Below are 21,106 nucleotides of genomic sequence, written 5' to 3'. Positions count from 1 at the left end.
TATCCGTCTTCATCGTGAGGATCCTTGCAGACTCCTGATCAGAGCCCGTACCATTTTTCCAATGTCATTGCATCGTCCATCCAGAAGTTCGGCCTCACCAACCGGCAAGAGCCCAACGCGTCGAGCAATCAACAAATGCGTTTCCAGTTCCTTCAGAGAGCCTTGGGAAATCCGCAGGAACTGAATGAAGCTTCCTGCACTCTCTCGACCATGACCTTCCGCGATGTTCGCCGCAATCGATGTCGCCGAACGTCTTATCTGACCCGTGAGACCAAACAACTCCTGTTTGGGAAAACCTGATGTGCATTCATAGCAGTTTACGGCCAACTCGACCGCCTGCTGCCAGACTTTCAGGTCTTTGTAGGAGTCTATCGATCCCCTCCCCGTCTCTCGTTATTCGAAAAGCTATTCGCTACTCACTATTCGCTGATCACTTCGCCTTCTCATCCCCCGGCAACACATAATCCGTCCCCTCCCAGGGAGACAGAAAATCGAAATTGCGGAATTCCTGCTTGAGTTCGACCGGCTCGTAGACCACGCGCTTGGCTTCGTCGTTGTAGCGCACTTCGACATAGCCCGTCAGCGGGAAATCCTTGCGCAGCGGATAGCCCTCGAAACCGTAGTCGGTGAGGATGCGGCGGAGGTCCGGGTGGCCGGTGAAGAGGATGCCGTACATGTCGTAGGCTTCGCGCTCGAACCAGTCGGCGCCGGGGAAGACGCTGCAGATCGAGGGAACGGGCTCTTCTTCCGACGTTGCGACCTTGACGCGGATGCGCAGGTTCTGCTTCGGCGACAGGAAGTGGTAGACCACGTCGAAACGCTGCGCGCGCGCGGGGTAATCCACGCCGCAGACGTCGATGATGTTGATGAAGCCGCAACGGGCATCGTCGCGCAGGAAGGTCAGGAGTTCGACGATGTTCTCGCCGGTCGTCGTCAGCGTCAGGTCGCCGAAAGCGATCGTCGCTTCGGCGAACAGGGCGCCCTTGGTTTCCCGAAGGTAGGTCGCGAGGCTGTTCAGAGCTTCACTCATTGCGTGTCCTTATCCGGATGACCATCGGGCCCAGGCCGCATGCGGCAACGAACCCTTTGATCGAAGACCTCGAGGGCCTAGCGTTCGATCGTGCCCGTGCGGCGGATCTTCTTCTGCAGCAGGAGCACGCCGTAAAGCAGTGCTTCTGCCGTGGGAGGACAGCCCGGCACGTAGATATCGACAGGCACGACGCGATCGCATCCGCGCACCACCGAGTAGGAATAATGATAGTAGCCGCCGCCATTGGCGCAGGAGCCCATCGAGATGACGTAACGCGGCTCCGGCATCTGGTCATAGACCTTGCGAAGTGCCGGCGCCATCTTGTTGGTCAGCGTGCCCGCGACGATCATCACGTCGGACTGGCGCGGCGAGGCGCGCGGCGCAAAGCCGAAGCGCTCGGCGTCGTAGCGCGGCATCGACATCTGCATCATTTCGACGGCGCAACAGGCCAGGCCGAACGTCATCCACATCAGCGAACCGGTACGGGCCCAGTTGATCAACTCGTCGGTCGAGGTGACGAGAAAACCCTTGTCGGCGAGCTCATTGTTGATTTCGCCGAAAAATGGATCGTTCGCGCCGACCGGCTTGCCGGTCGAGGGATCGATAATGCCCTTGGGGGCCTCAGCCACCATGGTGTTCGTGGTTGCTACTCCCATTCGAGTGCTCCCTTCTTCCATTCATAGATGAAGCCGATGGTTAGCACGCCGAGGAAGGCCATCATGGACCAGAAACCGAACCAGCCCATACCCTTGAACGCGACGGCCCAGGGGAACAGGAAGGCGACTTCCAGGTCGAAGATGATGAACAGGATCGACACGAGATAGAAGCGAATGTCGAACTTCATGCGCGCATCGTCGAACGCATTGAAGCCGCACTCGTAGGCCGAAAGCTTTTCGTCGTCCGGCGCCTTGAAGGCGACCGCGAACGGCGCAGCAAGAAGCGCCAGGCCAATGACCAGCGAGATGCCGATGAAGATGGCGATCGGGATATAAGAGCCGAGAAGGTCTGTCATTGTTTTGTCCCTGCCCGCGGCCGCGCCGGTGAGGCGCGATTGGCGTCTGCCTGCAGGCCGAAAAATGTTGCAACGCCAAAGTCGTTAGCGCAGCCCGCGCCATGGCGCAAGCCTCGCATCTTGTTTTCATCCGCTCGTTCAAGCGAATGAAGAGTCTGCATATTCTGCGGTTCCAACCCAGCCGTACGGATCACATCCGAAGCAATACCAAGTTGGAACGTACATAGCCGTTTCAGCGGAAATTACCAGTCTTGGAGAACCCTCGAAGGGTGGAAGGGCAAAATGTCGCGGTCCTCTTTCGAGGACCGCTGATCGACATTTTCATTTTACTGTGAAAGTAAAATGGCGCGAGTGACGGGGCTCGAACCCGCGACCTCCGGCGTGACAGGCCGGCACTCTAACCAACTGAGCTACACCCGCGCATTGTTTGGAAAACCGTTCTTTTCAGTCCGTCTTCCGTGACCGTTCAGCGTTGCGCCGTTCGATGAGCGGCTGTTTACGGGGGGTTTCGGGGAGTGTCAAGCGCGTTCAAATACAAAATCATGACAAACTTGAATTTATTGTCGGCAGCCGTCCGGTGTCCGCTCGTCTTCCCCTTCCCAACCCCCTGCAAATCAGGGCTTGGCGGCGAAAAACCTCTCGTTTTCCGAGTCTTAGAAAAAGATGCGGCTTTTCCACAAGGTGGGTCTGTCTCCGTAAAGACCGGTAGAGAGACGCGAAAACCGGCGCTTCAACATGATGAAAACCCTCAGAATCCCTGAAAATAAAGGCATCGTGACCAAGCCGGCAAAAAAGTTCGAAAAACCGCACCTGCGGCCTTGCGGTTTCCAGCAGTTCCGAATACATCACGCCCACCAACACGGCGGGCGATTAGCTCAGTTGGTAGAGCGCCTCGTTTACACCGAGGATGTCGGCGGTTCGAGTCCGTCATCGCCCACCATTCTCTCTCCGCCTGGATTTTACCGCACCTAGTAGTATCGTCGTGTGCGCCGCATCGGTGCACGGCTCGCGAACGCGAGCATACGGCATATCCCCTCTTCTATGTGGTTCCCGTCAAGGGAAAGACCGACGCGCGTGTGCGCGCCGGTCTTCTCGCGTCACACCGCCGTATAGGCAGCGCTGAGCAGGGTTTGCGTATAGGCCTGTCGAGGCGCCGCGAACAACGTTTCCGTCTCCCCCTCCTCCACGATCTCTCCGTCCTTCATCACGATGACGTAGTCGGCCATGGCCTTGATGACGGCGAGGTCGTGGCTGATGAAGACGTAGGAAAGCCCATGGGCATCCTGAAGGCTCCGCAGGAGGTCGATGACCTGTCCCTGCACCGAGCGGTCGAGCGCCGAGGTCGGCTCGTCGAGGATGACGAGGCGAGGTTTGAGAATCATCGCCCGCGCGATGGCGATCCGCTGTCGCTGGCCGCCGGAGAACTCGTGCGGATAGCGGTTGCGCGCCTGGGGATCGAGACCGACCTCCTTCAGCGCTTCGATGGCGCGCTTGTCGCGATCGGCACGACTTAATTCCGGCTCGTGGACGTAGAGACCTTCTGTGATGATCTCTCCGACCGTCTGGCGCGGCGAGAGCGAGCCGAACGGGTCCTGGAACACCAGCTGCATCTCGCGCCGGAGCGGGCGCATCGCTCTCCGGTCGAAGCCGGAAATATCCTGCCCATCGAAGTGGATGACGCCGGAGGCGGGAACGAGCTGCAGCAGCGCCCGCCCGAGCGTCGACTTCCCCGAACCCGACTCGCCGACGACGCCGATGGTCTGCCCCTCCTGCAGGCGAATGCTGACCTTGTCCACCGCGCGGAACGTGCCGGAGCGTTTGGAGAAGAGGCCACCGCCGGTCGCGTAATCGACGGAGACGCGCTGTCCGTCGAGAAGGATGGGTGCAGAGGTCGGAACCGGCGGCTTCTCGCCACGCGGCTCGGCGTCCAGCAGCATCTTCGTGTAGTCGGCCTGCGGGCGTTCGAAGATATCCGTCGTCAGCCCCTGCTCCACCACCTCGCCCCGCCGCATCACGACGACCCGATCGGCGACATGGCGCACCACGCCGAGATCATGGGTGATGAGAACCACCGCCATACCGAATCGCGTCTGCAGCGACCGGAGGAGATCGAGAATCTGCGCCTGGATCGTCACATCGAGGGCGGTCGTCGGCTCGTCGGCAATCAGGATGTCGGGATCGTTGGCGAGCGCCATGGCGATCATGGCGCGCTGGCGCTGGCCGCCGGAGAGTTCGTGCGGGTAGCTGTCGATGCGCCGCCGCGGGTCGGGAATGCCGACGAGTTCGAGCAGTTCGAGAACGCGGGTCCGCGCCTGCCGGAAGCTGCCGCCGCGATGGTGGACGATCGGTTCGGAAATCTGGCGGCCGATGGTGTAGAGCGGATCGAGCGAACTCATCGGCTCCTGAAAGATCATGGTGATCTTCGCGCCGCGCACCGCGTTCAGCGCCTTTACCGGCAGGCCGATCAGGTCCTGCCCGCGATAGGCCGCCCTGCCCGTCACGCGGCCGTTTGCTGCCAGCAGCCCCATGATGCCCATCATCGTCTGGCTCTTGCCGGAGCCGCTCTCGCCGACGACGGCGAGCGTTTCGCCGGCGCGCACGTGGAGATCGATGCCCTTGACCGCCTCGACCGACCCGTCCGGCGTATCGAACGTCACCTTGAGATCGCGAACGTCGAGAATGATGTCTTTTGGTTCCGGCATGTCAGCGGTCCCTCGGATCGAGTGCGTCGCGCAGCCCATCGCCCACGAAGTTCAGCGAGAACAGCGTGAGGACGAAGAAGATGGCGGGGAAGATGAGCAGCCAGGGCGCCGACTGGATGTTGTTCGCCCCTTCCGAGATTAGCGCACCCCAGCTCGTCAGCGGTGCCTGCACACCAAGGCCGAGGAAGGAGAGGAAGCTTTCGAGCAGGATCACCTTGGGCACGACGACGGTAACGAAGACGACGACCGGGCCGATGGTGTTGGGCACCACGTGTCGGCGGATGATCTGCCAGTCGGTGAGCCCCAATGCCTGAGCGGCCGCCACGAACTCACGGCGCTTCAGCGCCAGCGTCTGGCCGCGCACGATTCGCGCCATATCCAGCCACTCCACCGCCCCGATGACGAGGAAGATGAGAATGAAGGAGCGACCGAAGAAAACCACGAGCACGACGACGAGAAACACGAAGGGCAACGAATAGAGAATCTCGACGAACCGCATCATGATGTTGTCGACCCGGCCGCCGAGATAACCCGAGGTCGCGCCGTATAGGACGCCGATGCCGAGCGAGACGAGGCTGGCGAGCAGGCCGACGGCAAGCGAGATCTGGCCGCCCAGCATGACGCGCGCGACAAGGTCGCGGCCGTTCGAATCGGTGCCGAACAGGAAATATTCGCGTGACACGCGGCCCTCGACCACGATCGTCCGGCCGTCATCGCGCGTTTCCGTCACCTTGGTGTCGTCGAACTCGTTGGCGCGGTCGATATAGCGGGTTGTGCGGGGATCGATGGTCGCGTCGGAGGTGAAGGTAGCCGTGAACGTCTGCCCCTCGACCTTGAAGGCCTGAAGCGTGACGCGCGCCCGCGTCGCTGCTGATGAGATCGCGCCCTGCAGGCTGTCGGCACCGGGCCGCGGTTCGAGGCTCGGCGGCACGGAGACGTAGGAGGGAAACACCTGATCGTAGCTGTGGCTGATGAACAGCGGCCCTAGGAACGAGAACAGCGCGACCAGTACCAGCACGACGCTGCCGGCCATGGCCGCACGGTTGCGCCGGAAGCGCATTGCGGCAAGCTGGAACAGGCTGCGGCTGGCCGCTTCCGGCAGAACCGCCGGCATTTGGGCAAGATCACTCATGACGAACCCTCGGATCGAGCAGGCCGTAGAGAATATCGACCACAAGGTTGAAGACGATGACGAAGACCGCGATCAGCACGACCGTGCCCATGACCAGCGTGTAATCGCGGTTGATGGCGCCAAGCACGAAGAAGCGGCCGACACCGGGAATGGTGAACAGCGTTTCGATGACGGCCGATCCGGTGAGAAGGGCTGCGGCGCAGGGCGCGAGGTAGGAGACGACCGGCAGCATGGCGGCCCGCATTGCATGCGTCACCACCACCGTTCGCGCCGGCAGGCCGTAGGCGCGTGCGGTGCGGATATGATCGGTGTGGAGCGCCTCGATCATCGCGCCGCGCGTCAGACGTGCGAACACGGCCAACTGCGGCAGAGCGAGCGCGATCATCGGCAGGATGAGAAACCGCAGCGAGCCATCGCCCCAGCCGCCGGCCGGCAGCCAGGACAGGGTGACGGCGAAGACCAGTGTCAGCACGGGGCCGACGACGAAGTTCGGCACCGTGACACCCACCGTTGACAGCGTCATGATGGCGACGTCAATAAAGCTATTCTGCCGCAGGGCCGCGAATGTGCCAGCGGCAATACCGCCCACCAGCGCCACGCCCAGCGCCCAGAGGCCGAGCTCGATCGAATAGGGCAGCCCCATGCCGATCAGCTGATCGACCGTGTTGTCGCGGTAGATATAGCTCGGGCCGAAATCGCCGCGCACGACGTTACCGAGATAGCGCAGATATTGCTGCCACAGCGGCAGATCCAGCCCATAGGCCTTGTTGAGATTGGCCATGGTCTGCGGCGAGAGCGGGCGTTCGAGATTGAACGGGCCGCCTGGGGCAAACCGCATAAGGAAGAACGAGATCGTGACGACGATGAAAAGGGTCGGCACGGCGCTCGCAAGGCGGCGAAAAACGAAGGATAACATGGCCTTCTCCGATGGGAGGCGGTGTTGTGATGGGTGGCGAACACGCGACGGGCCACCTCTAGTGAAGCTCTCCGCTGAGCCACACCCTCTCTGCCCTGCCGGGCATCTCCCCCACAAGGGGGGAGAAGATCCTGGGCTGAACTCCCTTTCCCTCAAGAGAAGTTCCATCGTGAAGAGGTGGGCGTACCACGAGTCTTCTCCCCCCTTGTGGGGGAGATGGCCGGCAGGCCAGAGAGGGTCTTTTCTTCCGGCCTGCCGCGCAATTACTCAGCAATGCTGAGGAAGCGGCTCGGGTGCTCGTTATTGGCGTTGTCGACCCAGCCCTTGACCTTCTTGGAGACGAGCCACAGCTCGTTCTGGTAGAGGAGCGGCGCCACGGGCTGCTCCTTCATGAGGATCGTCTCGGCTTCGTGCAGCAGCTTGGCGCGGGCTGCCGGATCCTTCTCGTCGTTGGACTTCGCCATCAGCGCGTCGTAGTCGGCATTGCTCCACTTGGCATAGTTGAAGGTGACGTTGCTCGTCGTGTTCATGGCAAGGAAGTTTTCCGGATCGCCGTAATCTGCCGTCCAGCCGGCACGGGCGACGGAGAACTTACCGCCTTCCTGCAGGTAGGCGTAGTGCGAGGAGACGTCGAGATTGACCATCGTCACCTTGGCATTGAAGGCCGTCTTCCACATGTCGGCGACGGCGGTCGCCACGCGCTCGTGGTTGGGGTTGGTGTTGTAGCGGATCTCGATGTCGAGCGGCTTGCCGCCCTCGCCGTAACCGGCCTCCTTCAGGAGCGCCAAGGCGTCATCCTCGCGGTCGAGCTGGCTTTTCGTGGCGAAGTCGGCAACCGACGGCGCACCATAATCCGGCAGACCCGGGGGAACGAAACCATAGGCCGGCTGCTGCGAGCCGCTGTAGATTTCCTTGGCGAGGAAGTCGCGATCGATGGCCATGGAGAGCGCGCGGCGCACGCGGACGTCGTCCATCGGCGCGGTGCGTGTGTCGAACACATAGTAATAGGTGGCGAGCGCCGGCGAGATATGCACCTCGTCGCCGACCAGGGTCTTCAGCCGCTCGATCTGATCGGCGGAGAAATTGTAGTTCACATGCAGTTCACCGGCCTCGTAGCGACGCACGGCAGCGGCCTGGTCCTCGAGCGGGTAGAAAACGACTTTGTCGAGTTTGATGTTGGCGGCGTCCCAGTGTTGCTCGTTCTTGGTCAGTGTCAGGTGGTCGTTGGCGACGTGCTCTGTCAGCTTGAAGCCGCCGTTCGACACCATGATCCCCGGCTTGACGAAGTCCGTGCCGTTCTTCTCGAAGCTTGCCTTGGAGACCGGCAGCGCCGTCTGGTGGGCGAGGAGCTCCAGGAAATAAGGCGTCGCGCGTTCGAGCGTGATCTCCAGCGTTTTCGCGTCGATGGCTTTCACGCCCAACTGGTCGAGCGCCAGGCCGCTCTTGTTGATCTTCTCGGCATTCTTGATCGGGTAGAGGATATTGGCATAGCCGGCCGCTGTCTTCGGATCCTCGATGCGCGACAGCGAGAAGACGAAGTCTTCCGCCGTCACCGGCGATCCGTCCGACCATTTGCCGTTCTCACGCAGCTTGAAGGTATAAACCGTCCCGTCGTCCGAAACCGTCCAGCTTTCGGCCGCACCCGGCACGATCTCGCCCTTGGCATCATGTGTCGTCAGGCCCTCGTAGAGGTCCTTGAGAATGAACGCCTCGATGTTGATCGACGTATGGGCCTGGTCGAGCGTCTGCGGTTCGCCGGCATTGCCACGGTTCAGCACAGCCTCGGCAAGCGCAGGGCTTGCGCCGAGCAGCAGCGAGCCGATCAGGGCAGCGCGTCGGAGGTGTCGTGTCACGGCAGTCAGGGGTGCGGTCATCGGTGATCTCCTTGCCCGTTTGCGCCATCAGGCTGGCGCCAAAGCGACAACAAAGGCGAAAAAATGCATAAAGGCAACCCTCTTCCGGCGCGCGATCCCCATGGACGAGGGAAGCGAAATCTGCGGGTTACAGTCCGAGCGGTTGCAGGATCGTCTTCATGAAAGATACCCTCATCGTCTCCATGCCCTGCGCGTAGAGCCGCACGAAGGCACGCTGCACCTTACGTCAAAGGCAATCTCTGACCTAGCACGTGATAAGACGAACGGATCTCGCTTCGTGCAAAGACAGAAATGCGACAGCTGGTGGTTACTGCCGCATTTCTTCTGGTCTTCCATCATCCTTGAAAGGTCGTGCTGAAGACGTTGTGGGCAAACGCCGTCCGACGATGCTCACACCGATAGCGGCGGTGCGTCGTTTTCATCGGGATTGGGATTCGGCGTTTCGTCGGGCAGCCGGTCCGGTTCCGGTTCGGTAATCGGCGGCGTAGGTGTAGGGATAGGCGGATTACCGGGGTTTGGCGTCGAGATGGGGTCGGGCACGTTGGACATGATGTCTCCTGTCAAAAACGGGTTTCACAGCCGGTTGGACTGGCTATCGGTGGATTTCGGCCTGCCGCATCGGCATGCTGTCGATTTCGGCGAAAAGTACATCGGGATCGACCACATCATCGAAGTGGCTTTTCACATGGCCGTCTTTACCGACCAGCACGACGGCAAAGGTGCCGGGCGCGCAGCCCAGTTCCTTGCGCAATGTGTGAGCCTGCGGCACGACGTCCGAGCCGAACTCGGGACGAACGTCGTTGCCATCCACCGTGAAGACCGCCAGATCGCGCTGGCGAAGCGCATCCTTGTCCCCCATTAGGCCATGAAGCTGACTGTCCGACTTCGTGCCGGCAGGGTCGGAGAAGATCACGAGCACGCGCTTTTCCCACTGCAGATCATGCAGATTGCCGGACGTCTCCTCTGGATGGGGGCCGACGCCGAAGATCTCGGTCATCAGGGATTTCAGCATGGTCGTCTCCTTTGCGTTCGCGTTTCAGTCGAAAGAAGCCCCGCGAGCGCCGAGCAGTTCGCGCGCCAGCTGACGGATCGCTTCCTCCGCAACGTCGCGGTGCCAGCCTGATGCCTCAGCTTGTTTAATCAGTTCCTGAAGTTCGCTCGGGATTTCAGCACCAGCGGCCGAACCCATGCTTACTTCGCCGCTCGTCGTCACCGCTTGGAAGGCATCGCCAAGTGTTGCCTTGCAAGCCTCGACGTCCCTGTTGCCCTCCATCGTTCCGTGCCCGAATGTCCTCGGTTCCACATTGCTGCTCATGACGTTCGTCCTCCCGCGCGCATGGGCGCACCTCGCGCGCCTGCGTTACGTAAGCAACACGCGGATCGACACGATTGTTCCGGATGGCACCCGGATGGCGCCAAGAGTTGTCACGACAGCATCTTGCCAGATGACGCCGGATTGCTATTTCGTCATACCAATGAGACGAGCGCCGGTGCCGCCGCCGTCTCACCGAAAGACGGACGGACAAACGGTGGTGGGAATGGCCGAGAACAATCGGGCCGAAGGGGCTGGGGCCATAAGCGCTGCAGACGCGTCACAAGACGCATTCGCCTTCCTGGGAAAAGGCGGTGAAATCCGGCAGTTGATCCGCAACTTCGACTGGAGTGCCACGCCGCTCGGACGCGTTGAAACGTGGCCCGGCAGTCTTCGCACCGCGACCGCCCTCCTTCTCCAGTCCCCGGTGCCGATCGTCATGCTCTGGGGCGAGCATGGCATCATGATCTATAACGATGCCTATTCCGGCTTTGCCGGCAAGCGCCACCCGCAGCTTCTGGGCTCCCGGGTTCGGGAAGGCTGGGCTGAGATCGCCGACTTCAACGACAATGTGATGAAGGTCGGGCTTTCAGGGGGGACGCTTGCCTATCGCGATCAGGAACTGACGCTGCATCGCCGGGGCGTGCCGGAACAGGTCTGGATGAACCTCGATTATTCCCCCGTACTCGACGAGACGGGCACGCCTGCGGGCGTCGTCGCCATCGTGGTGGAAACGACGCGGGAGGTTCTGGCGCGCCAGCGGATCGCCCGCGAGCACGAGCGGCTGCTCCAGCTCTTCGCCCAGGCGCCGACCTTCATGGCCATGCTGCGGGGCGAGAACCACGTGTTCGAGTTGGTCAACCCGAACTACCAGGCGCTGATCGGCAACCGGGACGTGATCGGCAAGCCGGTCAGCGAAGCGCTGCCGGAGCTTGCCGATCAGGGTTTTGGCGATCTCCTCGATGAGGCCTATCGCTCAGGCGAGCCTGTCAGTCGCTGGTCCGAGCGTCTCATTCTCGTCCGCTCACTGGCAACGGGACCGGAGGAGCGCTTCGTGGATTTCGTCTATCAACCCATCACGGCCGATAGCGGCGAGGTTACGCATATCTTCGTGCAGGGATCCGACGTGACCGAGCGGGTGATTGCCGAGCATCGGCAGCGTCTGCTGGTCAACGAACTCAACCACCGTGTGAAGAACACGCTCGCCTCGGTGCAGGCGATAACGTCGCAGACGCTTCGCGGCGCCATGTCGCTGAAGGAGGCGTCCGATTCGATCAATGGCCGCATTCTCGCGCTCTCGCGCGCCCACAACATGCTGACCGCGCAGAACTGGACCGGTGCCGATCTCAACGAGGTGCTGGAGACAGCGCTTTCGACCCATGACGATCCGGACCGTCCCCAGCTCGACGTAACCTCCCCACCCTTGCGGCTAGAGCCGCATGCAGCGCTTTCCCTGGCGCTGGCGCTCCACGAGCTCGCCATCAACGCGGCGAAGTTCGGCGCCCTATCCCGCACGGAGGGTCGCGTAGAGATCATTTGCGAGACGGTCGTGGTGGACGACCGGGACGTCTTTCGGATGACCTGGCGCGAGATCGGCGGACCGCCGGTGCACGCGCCGCAGCGGCGAGGTTTCGGATCCCATCTCCTCGAGCGCGCCCTGCCTGCAGAGCTTTCCGGACAGGTGCGCATCCACCATAGGCCGGATGGCCTCGTCTTCGAACTGGCCGCTCCGCTCTCCGCCATCCGCGAAGGCGTCGGCCTTGGATAAGCTTGCCGGAAAACGCGTGCTGATCGTGGAGGACGAGATGCTGGTCGCGCTCCTCATCGAGGACTTCATTCTCCAGCTTGGCTGCGAGATCGTGGGAATGGCCATGCGGCTGGAACCGGCCCTCGACCTTGCCCGCACGATCGATATCGATGTGGCCATCCTCGACATCAACCTTGCGGGAAAACCGTCCTTCCCCGTCGCCGAAATATTGCAAGCGCGCGGCATACCGTTCGTCTTTGCGAGCGGCTATGGCGCGGCAGGCCTTGATGGCTCCGGCATTTCGGCGCCGGTCCTGCAAAAACCGTTCGATGTCGGCGATGTCAGGCGTCTGCTGACGGCGGCACTCTGACGCCCTTCCTGCGGTACGCTCCCGGCGCACTTGCAATGTCACGAAACGGTCATTTCCGCGTCATCGCCGTCACGTAGTATCTTTCAGAACGCTTCGGAAAATTCATCGGCTCTATGATGATTGATAGGCCAGTTCTGGGAATCGCCAAGGACGATCTGTCCTGTACAATCGCATGCCAGTCAAACCCGTGGAGATCATCATGCCCACAAGGGATTTCGGTCTTGGTGCCGACAGACACCCGGACGCTCGGCATGCCCTTCGCGGCGGGCATGCGCTGGAGCGCGTCTTCGAGGACCATTGCACGGCCGGCGCCGAAACGGGTGACGTCGCGGCGGCGCGCAGAATTCACGTCTTCCAGTGCGGCATGATCAGCGAAGCCGCGCTGCAGGATCTCCTGCAGGATAGCGACCGCCGCAAACAGCAGCGATGAAATGACATGCGGCCCGACGATAGGCGCGGGCCGCGTGCTCCTCAGGTATCGACCTTTTCCTTTTCCCGCTTCGGCGCAGCGCGCTTCGGCTCTTCGGGAGCCGGCGGCGAATACGGCGTTTCGCCCTTCGGAGTCGGAGCCAGCAGGTTCTTCAGCGACGACAGGCGATCCTTCAGCAGCGGGCGGAACCGTGTTGCGCGATAGGGCATGTCGGCAGCGCCGTAGCCTTCCGGGCCGTCGTCATTGCCACGGTTGATTTCTTCCAGCTTCACGCCAATGAACTCGCCGTCGATGTAATGGCTATACGGGCCGACCCAGCGGATCGTGTAGATCTCGCCCTTGCGGATCAGCTGGTCGATCGAGACGTTCTTGAACTTGTCGTCGATACAGACGACCTTCTGGCCGACATGGAAATTGTTCATCGCTGCCTCCGGCCCGAATGGCCACTCGAATGAGAAAAGCCCGCCACGCAAGCGTGCTCCGGTTTCCCCTTTGCCGTCTCCGCCTCGTCGCCAATGCCGTGAGCGATAGCGTCGAAGCGGGACTATCGTCCACGGCAGCCATGGAGATGAATGCCGGCACGGTGCATCCCTATAGTGCCTGATGCCATCCGCCCGCAAGTCCGGCGCGGGACGTGACCGGCCGCCGGCGTCTGCATGTTCTCAAAGCCGGTGCAACACCACATCCGGGCAGGCCTTGCGGGCGATCTCGCAGAGGTGTTCGTGATGGGTCAGGTAGATGACCTGGCCGACACCCGCCATATCCGCCATCAGACGGAAGGCGTGGAAGGCGCGGGCGTCGTCGAAGGTCTCCATGATATCGTCGGCGATGAAGGGCAAGGCCTCGCGCTGGGCGCTGATCTCGTGGAAGCCGGCCATGCGCAGTGCAAGATAGAGCTGAAAGCGCGTGCCTTTCGACAGGTCCTTCGCAAGCTTCGTCGCGCCGGTGGCAGAGCGAACCAGGAGGAACTCCGCCCCCTTCTCCATCTCGGTCGAAAGGCCCTCATATTCCCCGCCGCTGATGGTGGCGAAGGCCGTGGAGGCCCGCTGCATCATCGCGCTGCGATGCCGCTCCCGGTAGAGGCGCAGCGCCATGTCGGCGGCGAGCAGGCCAGAGCGCAGCCGGAGATAGGCGAGCGCCTGTTCCTCGATATCGGCAAGCACCGTGCGCCGGCGCTCCTCGATATGGGCGGCCGCGTCGTCGCCTGCGGCCTTCTCAAGCCCGCGTTCGGCGTCGCGCAGTTCGGCGTGGCGATCCTGCACCATCCGGTCGGCCTCATCGTGGCGCGCGGCGAGTTCGGCAGCCTCTTGGCGAAGTCCATCCTCGTCCAGCGCGACGAGAACCATCTCGGCCTCCTCCGCTGTGCCGACGCGCAGGCGTGCGGCAAGGTCGGCCTCGGTTTCCGCGATGCGTTCGCGCAGCCGCGTCCGGGTCTTTGCCGTTTCCAGGTGGGCTGCGACATCGCCGAGTTCCGTGCAGCCGAAGAAGGCGAGCATATCGCGCTTGCCGGCCTCGTGCCGCTCTCCGGCCTCGGCCAGTACCTGCGCCTCGCGTTCGCGCTCCTCCAGCTCCTGCGACAGACGGTCGAACAACGTCTCCACATGTTCGGCGCTCGCGACCCGCTGTTGCAGGGCTGTGAAGATCGCCAGCGGATCGTCGCCCATTGTCAGATCCAGCTGCGCGCAGCAGCTGGCGATGACGGTTGCGAACGCGGTCTGATCGCGGCCCATAGCTTGGATACGGTGGTCGAAATCGCTGCGGCGCTGCACGAGACGATCGATCTCGGCAAGCACCGCCAGCGTCGGCATCACTTCGGCCGGGCCCGGCACTGCGCCGTCAGGCGCAAGCCAGAGGCCAGCGAGGCACTCCCTCCAACTGTCCGCCCATGCCGCCATCGCGGCATCGGCCGCATCCGCATCGACACGCCGCGATGCGAGCGCCGCTTCCATCCGCTTCAGGTTTTCCAGAAGCGTGCGCCCCTCGGCCGCCTCGGCCTGTGCTGCCGTCAACACGCGCTCGCCAAAGGCCAGCGCTGTCTCGAAATCGTGCGGCAGCGAGGTCCCATCCCCGAACGCTGTGGCCAGCCGGCTCATGGCACGCACCTCGTCGGCATCCGCCTGGGCGAGTTTCTGGCGCATAGCACGCAAGGCGGCGCGCGTTTCCAGCACCTTCAGCCGGCGTTGCAGCCAGTCCTCCAGCCGCGCCAGCGACAGGTCTGCCGGGAGATTGCAGGCCGCCGCCGCTGCGGCAATGGCGGCATCGAGCGTGCTGCGCTCCGCGAGCAGTTCCGCGCGTTGCTGGTCGTACGCCGTTTGTCGCGCGTTCAGGTCGGCGATCGTCACCGCCAGAGCGCGGCTGCGGGCGATGTGTTCGGTCTGGGTCAGCCGCAGGGCGCTCGCCTGGTCGTCCTTGTCGAGCGCGCTTGCGAAGTGGTCGGCCGTGTCCGGCGTCAGCGTATCCCGATGCGCTCGCCAGGCTGCATCGCGCGCAAGGCGCAGCGCCCCAACCCGCGCATCATCGGCAAACTCCGCCTGCACCAGCAGCGTATCGCGCTCGGCTTGCGCGGTGGCCATTTGCAGCGCGATCTCCCCGCGGCGCTCGTCGAGCCGGCGCAGGCGCTCGCTCGACGTCTCGGTCTTGAACGACCAGTCGGCCAGATCGCCCTCCACCGGGACAGGCGCGAGCGCGAGGCTCTCGGCATCGTGTCGACCCGGCAGAGCTGCAAGCTGGTCGGCCAGAAGGTCCTCCAGCCGCGCCAGCTCCTCGCGCGCCGCCTTCTGCCGCAGCGGAAAGTCCTCGCGCCGCAGAGCGCGCAGCAGGTCGGACAGCGCCTGCGGATCGCTCGTCGTCGGCATCGTGGGCGCCTGCCCTGCCGTCTTGTCGCCAAGCGTCTCGGCACGCTCCAGCGCCTCGCGATGGGCGACCTCGGTCGATGCGCGCTCCCGACGGGCCGCCTCCTGCCGCTCGGTCAGGCGTGCATGCGTCTCGGCGAGCGCTCGCAGCTTGCCGATGGTCGCTGCCGGAATGAGCAGCGCCGCGGGGTCCTCGTCTGTCGTCCGGCCGAGTTGCAGCAGCCGCGCGGCGAGATCGGCGGAAACCGCCGCCCTCTCCTGCGTGCGGGAGGGCATGTCCTGCGCTGCCGTGCGGTAGCGGGCTTCCAGCCCCGAGCTTTCCAGATGGTGCAGGTCGGCGCGCAGCGCAAGCACGGCCTCGTCGCGCGCGAGCAGGTCGCGCTCCTGCGTGCGGCGGGCGATGTCCGCCGCGATCTGCGTCAGACGCGTGCCGATCTCGGTTTCCGCCCGCATCAACTCGGGCAACATCTGGTGCCAGACAGAAGGCGGGTCCGGCAGGTCGCTCAGCGTCGCCAGCTCGCTGCGCAGCGCCCGCAGCCGCAGAAGGAGCGGCAGGCCGTCTAGCTTTGCCTTCGCCCCGTCCCACTGGACGCGCAGCCCGGCGCGGGCGGCAAGCGCCGCTGCGTGCCGCTCCGTCGCCAGATCCCGCGTCTTGCGCAGCGCCGTGTATTCGCGCTGGCTGACATCGATGGCAGCGCGCTCGTCCTTCAGCGCGTCCAGCTCGGCCTTCAACTCCGCCAGCCGGTGCTTGCGCGCCTGCGGACGATAGAAGGCATCCGTGCGGCCCTTGAGGTCGGCCATGACGCCGGTCAGGTCCGGCAGCCCCGAACTGGCGGAGAACAGCAGAGACCCAAGCTCGCCTTCGCTCCGGAGGATGCTCTCGCCGCCCTTTTCGATGCTAATGTCGTCGAGCGAAAACATCACTTGGTATGTAGCCCGATCAACGGTCCCGAAAGCCTGTGCGAAAAGCGTTTCGGATAGCGGCTGATCATGACTGTCGATAAGCGAGTTCTTTAGCCGCTTAACCCTGTTCAACGCGTATTCGCGCCCTCCAAGCTCAACCGTAGCTCCAATACGCATTGCCGGATAGGGATGCAAAAATCCGTATGGGCTCGTTGCTGGGATACCGAAGAACAGGTCGAGCACGGCAGAAAACAGCGTCGATTTTCCCGCTTCGTTCGGGCCGTAGACCAGATGCAGATCCGGCTTGCCCGGTCGGGCCTTGCCGAAATCGAGCTGCTTTCCGGTGAATTTGCCGTAGCGGACGAGATCGAGTGCGGAAAGACGCATCAGTGACCTCCCTCGCCGGCCCGCACATGCGCCAGCACCTCGTCGCTGCCGTCGCGGGCGATATCGGCCAGAAGCGCTGCAACGGTCGCCTCGTCCGTTCCGAAGGTTTCCCGCAACTCGCGCGGCAGCTGGCCCAGAAGCTCAGCCATGAGATCGGCCGCCTGCTGGCGGAACCCGTGCGAGGCGAGCACATCGCTATGGATCAGCGCCGAGAGTTCGGCTGCAGGGTCGAGACCGGGATCCGCCTCACCAACCATCTCCGGCGCATGGCAGTCGATCTCGATCTTCTCCACCCAGCAGCCCGGCAAGGCGTTGGCAAGGCCCGTCACCTCATCCATCAGAAAGGCCGGATCGCGCTTCAGGCGGAAGGCAAGCGGCGTGGCGCCTGTCAGGTGCAGCCGCAGGATCAGCTGTTCGGCACCGGCCGCTGCCACGCGGCGCGCGAGATCGTCGCTGATGCGGGCCAGAAGCTCGCGCCATTCCGTGATGCCTGTGAGGTCGATCGTCGCCCGCTCGAACACGGCGCCGCCGATCCGGCGCTCGGCATGGTGGATCTCCCCGGCGGCCTCGATGGTCACCAGCGTTACGCTCTTCGCGCCCGCTTCGTTGATATCCCTGCCCTGCGGCATGCCGGGCATGACGATCAGCGGCGCTTCGCTGTGCACGAGGCGATGATGGACATGGCCAAGCGCCCAGTAATCGAAGCCATGTGCGGCAAGCTCCGCGACGCTACAGGGCGCGTAGAGATCGTGCCCCGGCGCGCCGGCAAGGCTCGTATGCAGCATGCCGATATTGATGCTGTCTGCCTGCGGACCCGGGAAGGACGGCAGGAGACTGTCCGGCGCGTGCGGCTGGTCGAAGCCGATCCCGTGAATGTAGACGGCGCGGCCATCCGGTAGCGTCGCCGCCTTTACCGATTTCGTGCGGTTGGAGAACACATGCACGTTGTCCGGAAAGGTCAGCTCGCGGCGGATGGCGGACTGGTTGTCGTGATTGCCGCGAATGACGAAGACGCGCACCCCGGCGACCTCCAGCCGGCGCATCTCGCTCATCAGGAACAGCGCTGTGTTCATCGAGGTCTGCGACCCGTCATAGAGATCGCCCGCGATCAGAAGCGCATCGACCGCCTCCGCGATACAAAGATCGACGATGGCCGTCAGCGCCGCACGGGTCGCGCCGCGGACATGCTCGGCAAGTTCGCCGTTGCGAAGCGCCAGACTGCGGAGGGGAGAATCAAGGTGAAGGTCTGCGGTGTGAACGAAGCGGAAAGCCATGCCCGACCATGGGCCCGCCGATGCATCAACGTCAATCGTTTCGGCCTGAGCGGCCCCGTCTTTCCACGGCGTCGTGCAGCTGTGGCAAGATCAACGCGGAACTGACCAAGCGAGCCCCGTCCCAATGTCTGTGGCGCTTCCGACACCGCCGCCGGGTTTCGCGCGACCTGCCTTGACATCCCCGTGATGGGATTTGACATGGGCCCTCAGAACGTCCATCTCCAATCTATGAAAACGACCTTCGACGTCTCCGACAAGCTGTTCGAGCTCTATCACCGCGTTCATCGGCTCATCAACCAGTCGATGACGGAAGAAGGCGTGTCGCTGGCCCGCAGCAAATTCCTATTCTTCCTGAACAAGCTCGGCCCCTGCCGCTCGACGGATATCGCCTGTGCACTCAATTTCGCACCGCGCACCGTCACCGAGGCGATCGACGGGCTGGAGCGCGACAAGCTGGTGGCGCGTCAGCCGGACCCCGAGGATCGCCGTGCGAAGATAGTTTCGATCACCGATGTCGGGCGCATCGCGCTGGAGGCTGCCGAGCACCCGCGCAAGCAGCTGATCGAGGAAATCTTCTCGGCGCTCGATGACGAACAGCTCGACCAGTTGCATGAGATCGTCAGCAAGCTCGTCCGCCGCACCGACGAGATCCGCGAGCGGCGCGAGCAGGAAGAGGCCGTCAGGCCGGCAGCGGCCGCAGAAGCCTGAGGGCCGCACACTGACACCCTATAACATCGACCTTCGGATGTCGGACCTGCTGCACGCAGGCCCGACGTCGTAGACCCCGGCGTTACCGGGACGCTTCTCGTTACATCGCGTCGATCTTGCCGATGCTCCAGAACATCGTCTCGCCCGAGCTGTCGTCCACGCCGTCATTGTCGGTGACGACGAAGCCCGTGCCGGTTTCATCAACCGCGAAGCCCTCGACCTTGTCGAGAACATAGCCGTTCAGCGTCTTCAGGTCCGGAAGCAGATCGCGGAACTCTTCCTTGGCGACGACCGGCAGCGCGCCGCCGAGCTTGGCGGGCTTCAGCTCGGTCAGCGCCACGCGATAGATCTTCTTCAGCTTTGCCGCCTGGCCGACGAGGTTGTCGCGCTCGATGACATAGGCATAGTCGCCGTGAACGGTGATCTCGGAGAGGCCGACCCAGCCCTCACCCTTCTTTTCCAGCGGATAGCGCACGGCGCCCCATTCCTCGGACTTGGGCTTGTAGGAGACGAGCTTGACGAAGCCCTTCTCGTCGTCCTTCCATTCGCGCTGCACGGCCATCCACAGCGTCGTGTCGTCGCCCTTACCCGTCACCGTGATGCCTTCGAAGCCGAATCGGGTCTCGCCCGCGCGCAGAACTTCCGGCAGGGCGATCTCCTTCTTGATTTGGCCCTTGGCATTCACCTGATAAAGCGCGTGCGGCACCAGCTTGTCGGAATTGCCTTCGGAGGCGAGCCAGAAGCCATCGCCTGTCGCGACGATGCCCTCGATATCGAGCTTCTGCGCCGGGGCGCCATCGCGGGTGACTGTCAGGGCGTCGGTGATCTCGGCCGGGCTCTTGGTGGTGTCGATGGTGAAGATGCGCGGTTCGGCGCCATAGACCGAGTCGCTGACCGCATAGAGCTTGCCGGGCTGGCCTGGAACAACCGATAGGCCCGACAGGGCGCCGAAGCCGATCGGTACGCCGTCCTTCTCCACGGAGCGGATCTGCGGATAGGCCGGCTTGCCCTCTTTGCGCTCGTAGATCATCACATGCGAGCGCGCCGCACCGTCCTCGACCAGATCGGCCTCGTTAGCGGTCACCAGCAGATTGCGGCCGGGAATGGCGACGCCGCCTTCCGGCGAGATGCCCGAGGGCAGAAGCTGCAGCAGTTGCGGCTCGGCACCCGTATCCTTGTAGACGCCGACGAGCGAGGCGCGCTCGGCCAGCACGAAGAACAGCCGGTCTTGCCCGAACGTCGCAGCTTCCAGACCCTCCGGCTCGATGCCCTTGGCAGCAGAGCGCTTCTCGGGATAGTGCCCGATGGCGGCGGCGGCATGTTCGAAGCTTGCACCGGCCTCGTAGAGCACCTTGCCGCTGGTGTCGAAGATGGTGAAGCTGCGCGAACCGCCCTTCCAGTCGCCCTCGTTCGCCACGACCAGTCGCTCGTCATCCAGCCACTTCACGGCGTCCGGTTCCCGGGGCACGCCCTTCAGCGATCCGGTGAAGGAGAGCTTGCCGTCGCGCTTGGTGTCGACCTTGTCGAGATCCACCGTTCCGGCCGAGAAATGCGAGACGATTGCGCCCGAGCGGCCGTCGAGAATGACGATATGGTTGTTCTCCTGCAGGGTCAGCGCGATCTGATCCTTGCCGTTGAATGAGACGAATTCCGGCTCCGGATCGTCTCCCCCGACAGCAGCGAGACCCGTCAGCGAGACGTGGCGGATCGTGGCGCAGTCCGGCACGCCGTCGTTGAGCTTGACGATGACGAGGTCGCCGGCCGGCATCTGCGGCAGCGCTCCATCGTTCACCTTCTCGTCGCGCTCGTTCTCGATGGCGATGACTGCGAGCGTCCGGTCCTTGTTGACCGCGACCGAATCGGGCTGGCCGCCGAGTTCGCAGCTCGACGTGACCGTACGGCCCGCAATATCGACGGCGGCGAGCATGCCCGACGGGTTGGCGCGGTCGGGGCTCGTGTTGACGGCGACGAGCGCCTTGGTGCCGGCCACCGTGACCGATGTCGGCTCACCGTCGAAGGAAACGATGCCGCCGGCCTTGGGCGCCGCGGCATCCGTGATGTCGATGAAGCCGATCGCCTTCAGCGGGCTGTCGGAATAGATCAGCGTGTTGCCGTCCTCCGTCGCGGTGACGATCTCCGCCGAGGTTACGGTCTTGCGGTCGATGGCTGCCGGCAGATTGTCCGCGACGGCGAAGGACGAGATGCGGTTGAAGACGGGCTCGGCATAAGCACTGCCGGCGACAGAAGTCGCAAGCAGGGCCGCGAGTGCGGCGGTGACGGATACGGTTTTCATGAGACATCCCCTCGGCGTTCACACGGCGGTTCGAGCCGCGTGGCCGCTTGCATCGACGCGCGCGGCACAATCCCGGAGTTTGTGAAGCGCCCGCATGACAGAGGAATGACAGAGACGAAAAAGGCCCGGGAAAACCCGGGCCTGAAGGTGAGGAGCGCGGCGTG

20 protein-coding genes and 2 tRNA genes are annotated in these 21,106 nt (G+C 63.4%); 6 read left to right on the top strand and 16 right to left on the bottom strand.

Annotated features, from left to right (window positions below):
* Positions 1 to 9: 9 nt before the first annotated feature.
* The 5 genes from G8E10_RS05175 to G8E10_RS05155 all read right to left on the bottom strand — a co-directional run bounded on the left by G8E10_RS05175 (position 10) and on the right by G8E10_RS05155 (position 2,462).
* Positions 10 to 372 carry a four helix bundle protein gene (locus G8E10_RS05175; RefSeq protein WP_167128025.1) on the bottom strand — a complete coding sequence of 121 codons (363 nt, stop codon included), beginning with the start codon at positions 370 to 372 and terminating at the stop codon, positions 10 to 12.
* 58 nt (positions 373 to 430) lie between these two features.
* On the bottom strand, positions 431 to 1,030 hold the full coding sequence (locus tag G8E10_RS05170; RefSeq protein ID WP_110799552.1) for an NADH-quinone oxidoreductase subunit C: 600 nt from the start codon (positions 1,028 to 1,030) through the stop codon (positions 431 to 433).
* Between the two features lie 77 nt (positions 1,031 to 1,107).
* A complete protein-coding gene (locus G8E10_RS05165) occupies positions 1,108 to 1,686 on the bottom strand; it encodes a NuoB/complex I 20 kDa subunit family protein (RefSeq protein WP_110726339.1) in 579 nt (192 codons plus the stop codon).
* Complete coding sequence (locus G8E10_RS05160; RefSeq protein ID WP_062468417.1) at positions 1,677 to 2,042, bottom strand: NADH-quinone oxidoreductase subunit A; 366 nt, start codon at positions 2,040 to 2,042, stop codon at positions 1,677 to 1,679. The genes G8E10_RS05165 and G8E10_RS05160 overlap by 10 nt, the downstream gene beginning before the upstream one ends.
* A gap of 343 nt (positions 2,043 to 2,385) precedes the next feature.
* A tRNA-Asp gene (locus G8E10_RS05155) sits at positions 2,386 to 2,462 on the bottom strand.
* Positions 2,463 to 2,906: 444 nt separating this feature from the next.
* On the opposite strand from G8E10_RS05155, the gene G8E10_RS05150 reads away from it, so the two are divergent.
* Positions 2,907 to 2,982 (top strand) — tRNA-Val (locus tag G8E10_RS05150).
* Positions 2,983 to 3,139: 157 nt separating this feature from the next.
* Here the strand turns inward: G8E10_RS05150 and G8E10_RS05145 are convergent.
* The 7 genes from G8E10_RS05145 to G8E10_RS05115 form a co-directional block, all read right to left on the bottom strand.
* Complete coding sequence (locus G8E10_RS05145) at positions 3,140 to 4,744, bottom strand: ABC transporter ATP-binding protein (RefSeq protein ID WP_167127600.1); 1,605 nt, start codon at positions 4,742 to 4,744, stop codon at positions 3,140 to 3,142.
* Between the two features lies 1 nt (position 4,745).
* A complete protein-coding gene (locus G8E10_RS05140; RefSeq protein ID WP_132663453.1) occupies positions 4,746 to 5,876 on the bottom strand; it encodes an ABC transporter permease in 1,131 nt (376 codons plus the stop codon).
* Positions 5,869 to 6,792: an oligopeptide ABC transporter permease OppB gene (gene oppB, locus G8E10_RS05135; RefSeq protein WP_167127596.1), complete on the bottom strand. Its 924-nt coding sequence runs from the start codon at positions 6,790 to 6,792 to the stop codon at positions 5,869 to 5,871. Before oppB ends, G8E10_RS05140 begins: the two co-directional genes overlap by 8 nt.
* A gap of 263 nt (positions 6,793 to 7,055) precedes the next feature.
* Positions 7,056 to 8,666 (bottom strand): peptide ABC transporter substrate-binding protein, encoded by a 1,611-nt coding sequence (locus G8E10_RS05130; RefSeq protein ID WP_167127593.1) that lies wholly within the window; start codon positions 8,664 to 8,666, stop codon positions 7,056 to 7,058.
* Positions 8,667 to 9,056: 390 nt separating this feature from the next.
* Positions 9,057 to 9,215 carry a hypothetical protein gene (locus tag G8E10_RS05125; RefSeq protein ID WP_165916896.1) on the bottom strand — a complete coding sequence of 53 codons (159 nt, stop codon included), beginning with the start codon at positions 9,213 to 9,215 and terminating at the stop codon, positions 9,057 to 9,059.
* Positions 9,216 to 9,258: 43 nt separating this feature from the next.
* Positions 9,259 to 9,678 carry a DUF4174 domain-containing protein gene (locus G8E10_RS05120; protein ID WP_167127589.1) on the bottom strand — a complete coding sequence of 140 codons (420 nt, stop codon included), beginning with the start codon at positions 9,676 to 9,678 and terminating at the stop codon, positions 9,259 to 9,261.
* 24 nt (positions 9,679 to 9,702) lie between these two features.
* Positions 9,703 to 9,981 (bottom strand): hypothetical protein, encoded by a 279-nt coding sequence (locus G8E10_RS05115; RefSeq protein WP_110799559.1) that lies wholly within the window; start codon positions 9,979 to 9,981, stop codon positions 9,703 to 9,705.
* A gap of 223 nt (positions 9,982 to 10,204) precedes the next feature.
* Here G8E10_RS05115 and G8E10_RS05110 point away from each other — a divergent pair, with 223 nt between their 5' ends.
* From G8E10_RS05110 to G8E10_RS05100, 3 genes are all read left to right on the top strand, one after another.
* Positions 10,205 to 11,746, top strand: coding sequence for a sensor histidine kinase (locus tag G8E10_RS05110; protein ID WP_167127586.1), 1,542 nt, complete (start codon positions 10,205 to 10,207; stop codon positions 11,744 to 11,746).
* The gene (locus tag G8E10_RS05105; RefSeq protein ID WP_281517413.1) at positions 11,739 to 12,095 is read left to right on the top strand and encodes a response regulator; all 357 of its coding nucleotides are present in this window, start codon (positions 11,739 to 11,741) and stop codon (positions 12,093 to 12,095) included. Before G8E10_RS05110 ends, G8E10_RS05105 begins: the two co-directional genes overlap by 8 nt.
* Before the next feature lie 199 nt (positions 12,096 to 12,294).
* Complete coding sequence (locus G8E10_RS05100) at positions 12,295 to 12,525, top strand: hypothetical protein (protein WP_167127580.1); 231 nt, start codon at positions 12,295 to 12,297, stop codon at positions 12,523 to 12,525.
* Between the two features lie 41 nt (positions 12,526 to 12,566).
* Here G8E10_RS05100 and G8E10_RS05095 read toward each other — a convergent pair whose 3' ends face one another.
* Positions 12,567 to 12,947 carry a CAP-Gly domain protein gene (locus G8E10_RS05095; protein ID WP_092933249.1) on the bottom strand — a complete coding sequence of 127 codons (381 nt, stop codon included), beginning with the start codon at positions 12,945 to 12,947 and terminating at the stop codon, positions 12,567 to 12,569.
* A gap of 29 nt (positions 12,948 to 12,976) precedes the next feature.
* On the opposite strand from G8E10_RS05095, the gene G8E10_RS05090 reads away from it, so the two are divergent.
* Positions 12,977 to 13,129: a hypothetical protein gene (locus G8E10_RS05090; RefSeq protein WP_167127577.1), complete on the top strand. Its 153-nt coding sequence runs from the start codon at positions 12,977 to 12,979 to the stop codon at positions 13,127 to 13,129.
* Positions 13,130 to 13,187: 58 nt separating this feature from the next.
* Here G8E10_RS05090 and G8E10_RS05085 read toward each other — a convergent pair whose 3' ends face one another.
* The gene (locus tag G8E10_RS05085; RefSeq protein WP_167127574.1) at positions 13,188 to 16,667 is read right to left on the bottom strand and encodes an AAA family ATPase; all 3,480 of its coding nucleotides are present in this window, start codon (positions 16,665 to 16,667) and stop codon (positions 13,188 to 13,190) included.
* Positions 16,667 to 17,941, bottom strand: coding sequence for a metallophosphoesterase family protein (locus G8E10_RS05080; RefSeq protein WP_167127572.1), 1,275 nt, complete (start codon positions 17,939 to 17,941; stop codon positions 16,667 to 16,669). Before G8E10_RS05080 ends, G8E10_RS05085 begins: the two co-directional genes overlap by 1 nt.
* 228 nt (positions 17,942 to 18,169) lie before the next feature.
* Here G8E10_RS05080 and G8E10_RS05075 point away from each other — a divergent pair, with 228 nt between their 5' ends.
* Positions 18,170 to 18,649, top strand: coding sequence for a MarR family winged helix-turn-helix transcriptional regulator (locus tag G8E10_RS05075; protein ID WP_110726351.1), 480 nt, complete (start codon positions 18,170 to 18,172; stop codon positions 18,647 to 18,649).
* Positions 18,650 to 18,749: 100 nt separating this feature from the next.
* Here the strand turns inward: G8E10_RS05075 and G8E10_RS05070 are convergent, their stop codons facing one another.
* Entirely contained in the window at positions 18,750 to 20,942 is a 2,193-nt protein-coding gene (locus G8E10_RS05070) for an esterase-like activity of phytase family protein (protein ID WP_167127569.1), read from the bottom strand.
* Between the last annotated feature and the right edge of the window lie 164 nt (positions 20,943 to 21,106).

Source organism: Ferranicluibacter rubi (assembly GCF_011603255.1).
GTDB classification, from domain to species: domain Bacteria; phylum Pseudomonadota; class Alphaproteobacteria; order Rhizobiales; family Rhizobiaceae; genus Ferranicluibacter; species Ferranicluibacter rubi.
This window is presented reverse-complemented; position numbering and strand designations above follow the sequence as displayed.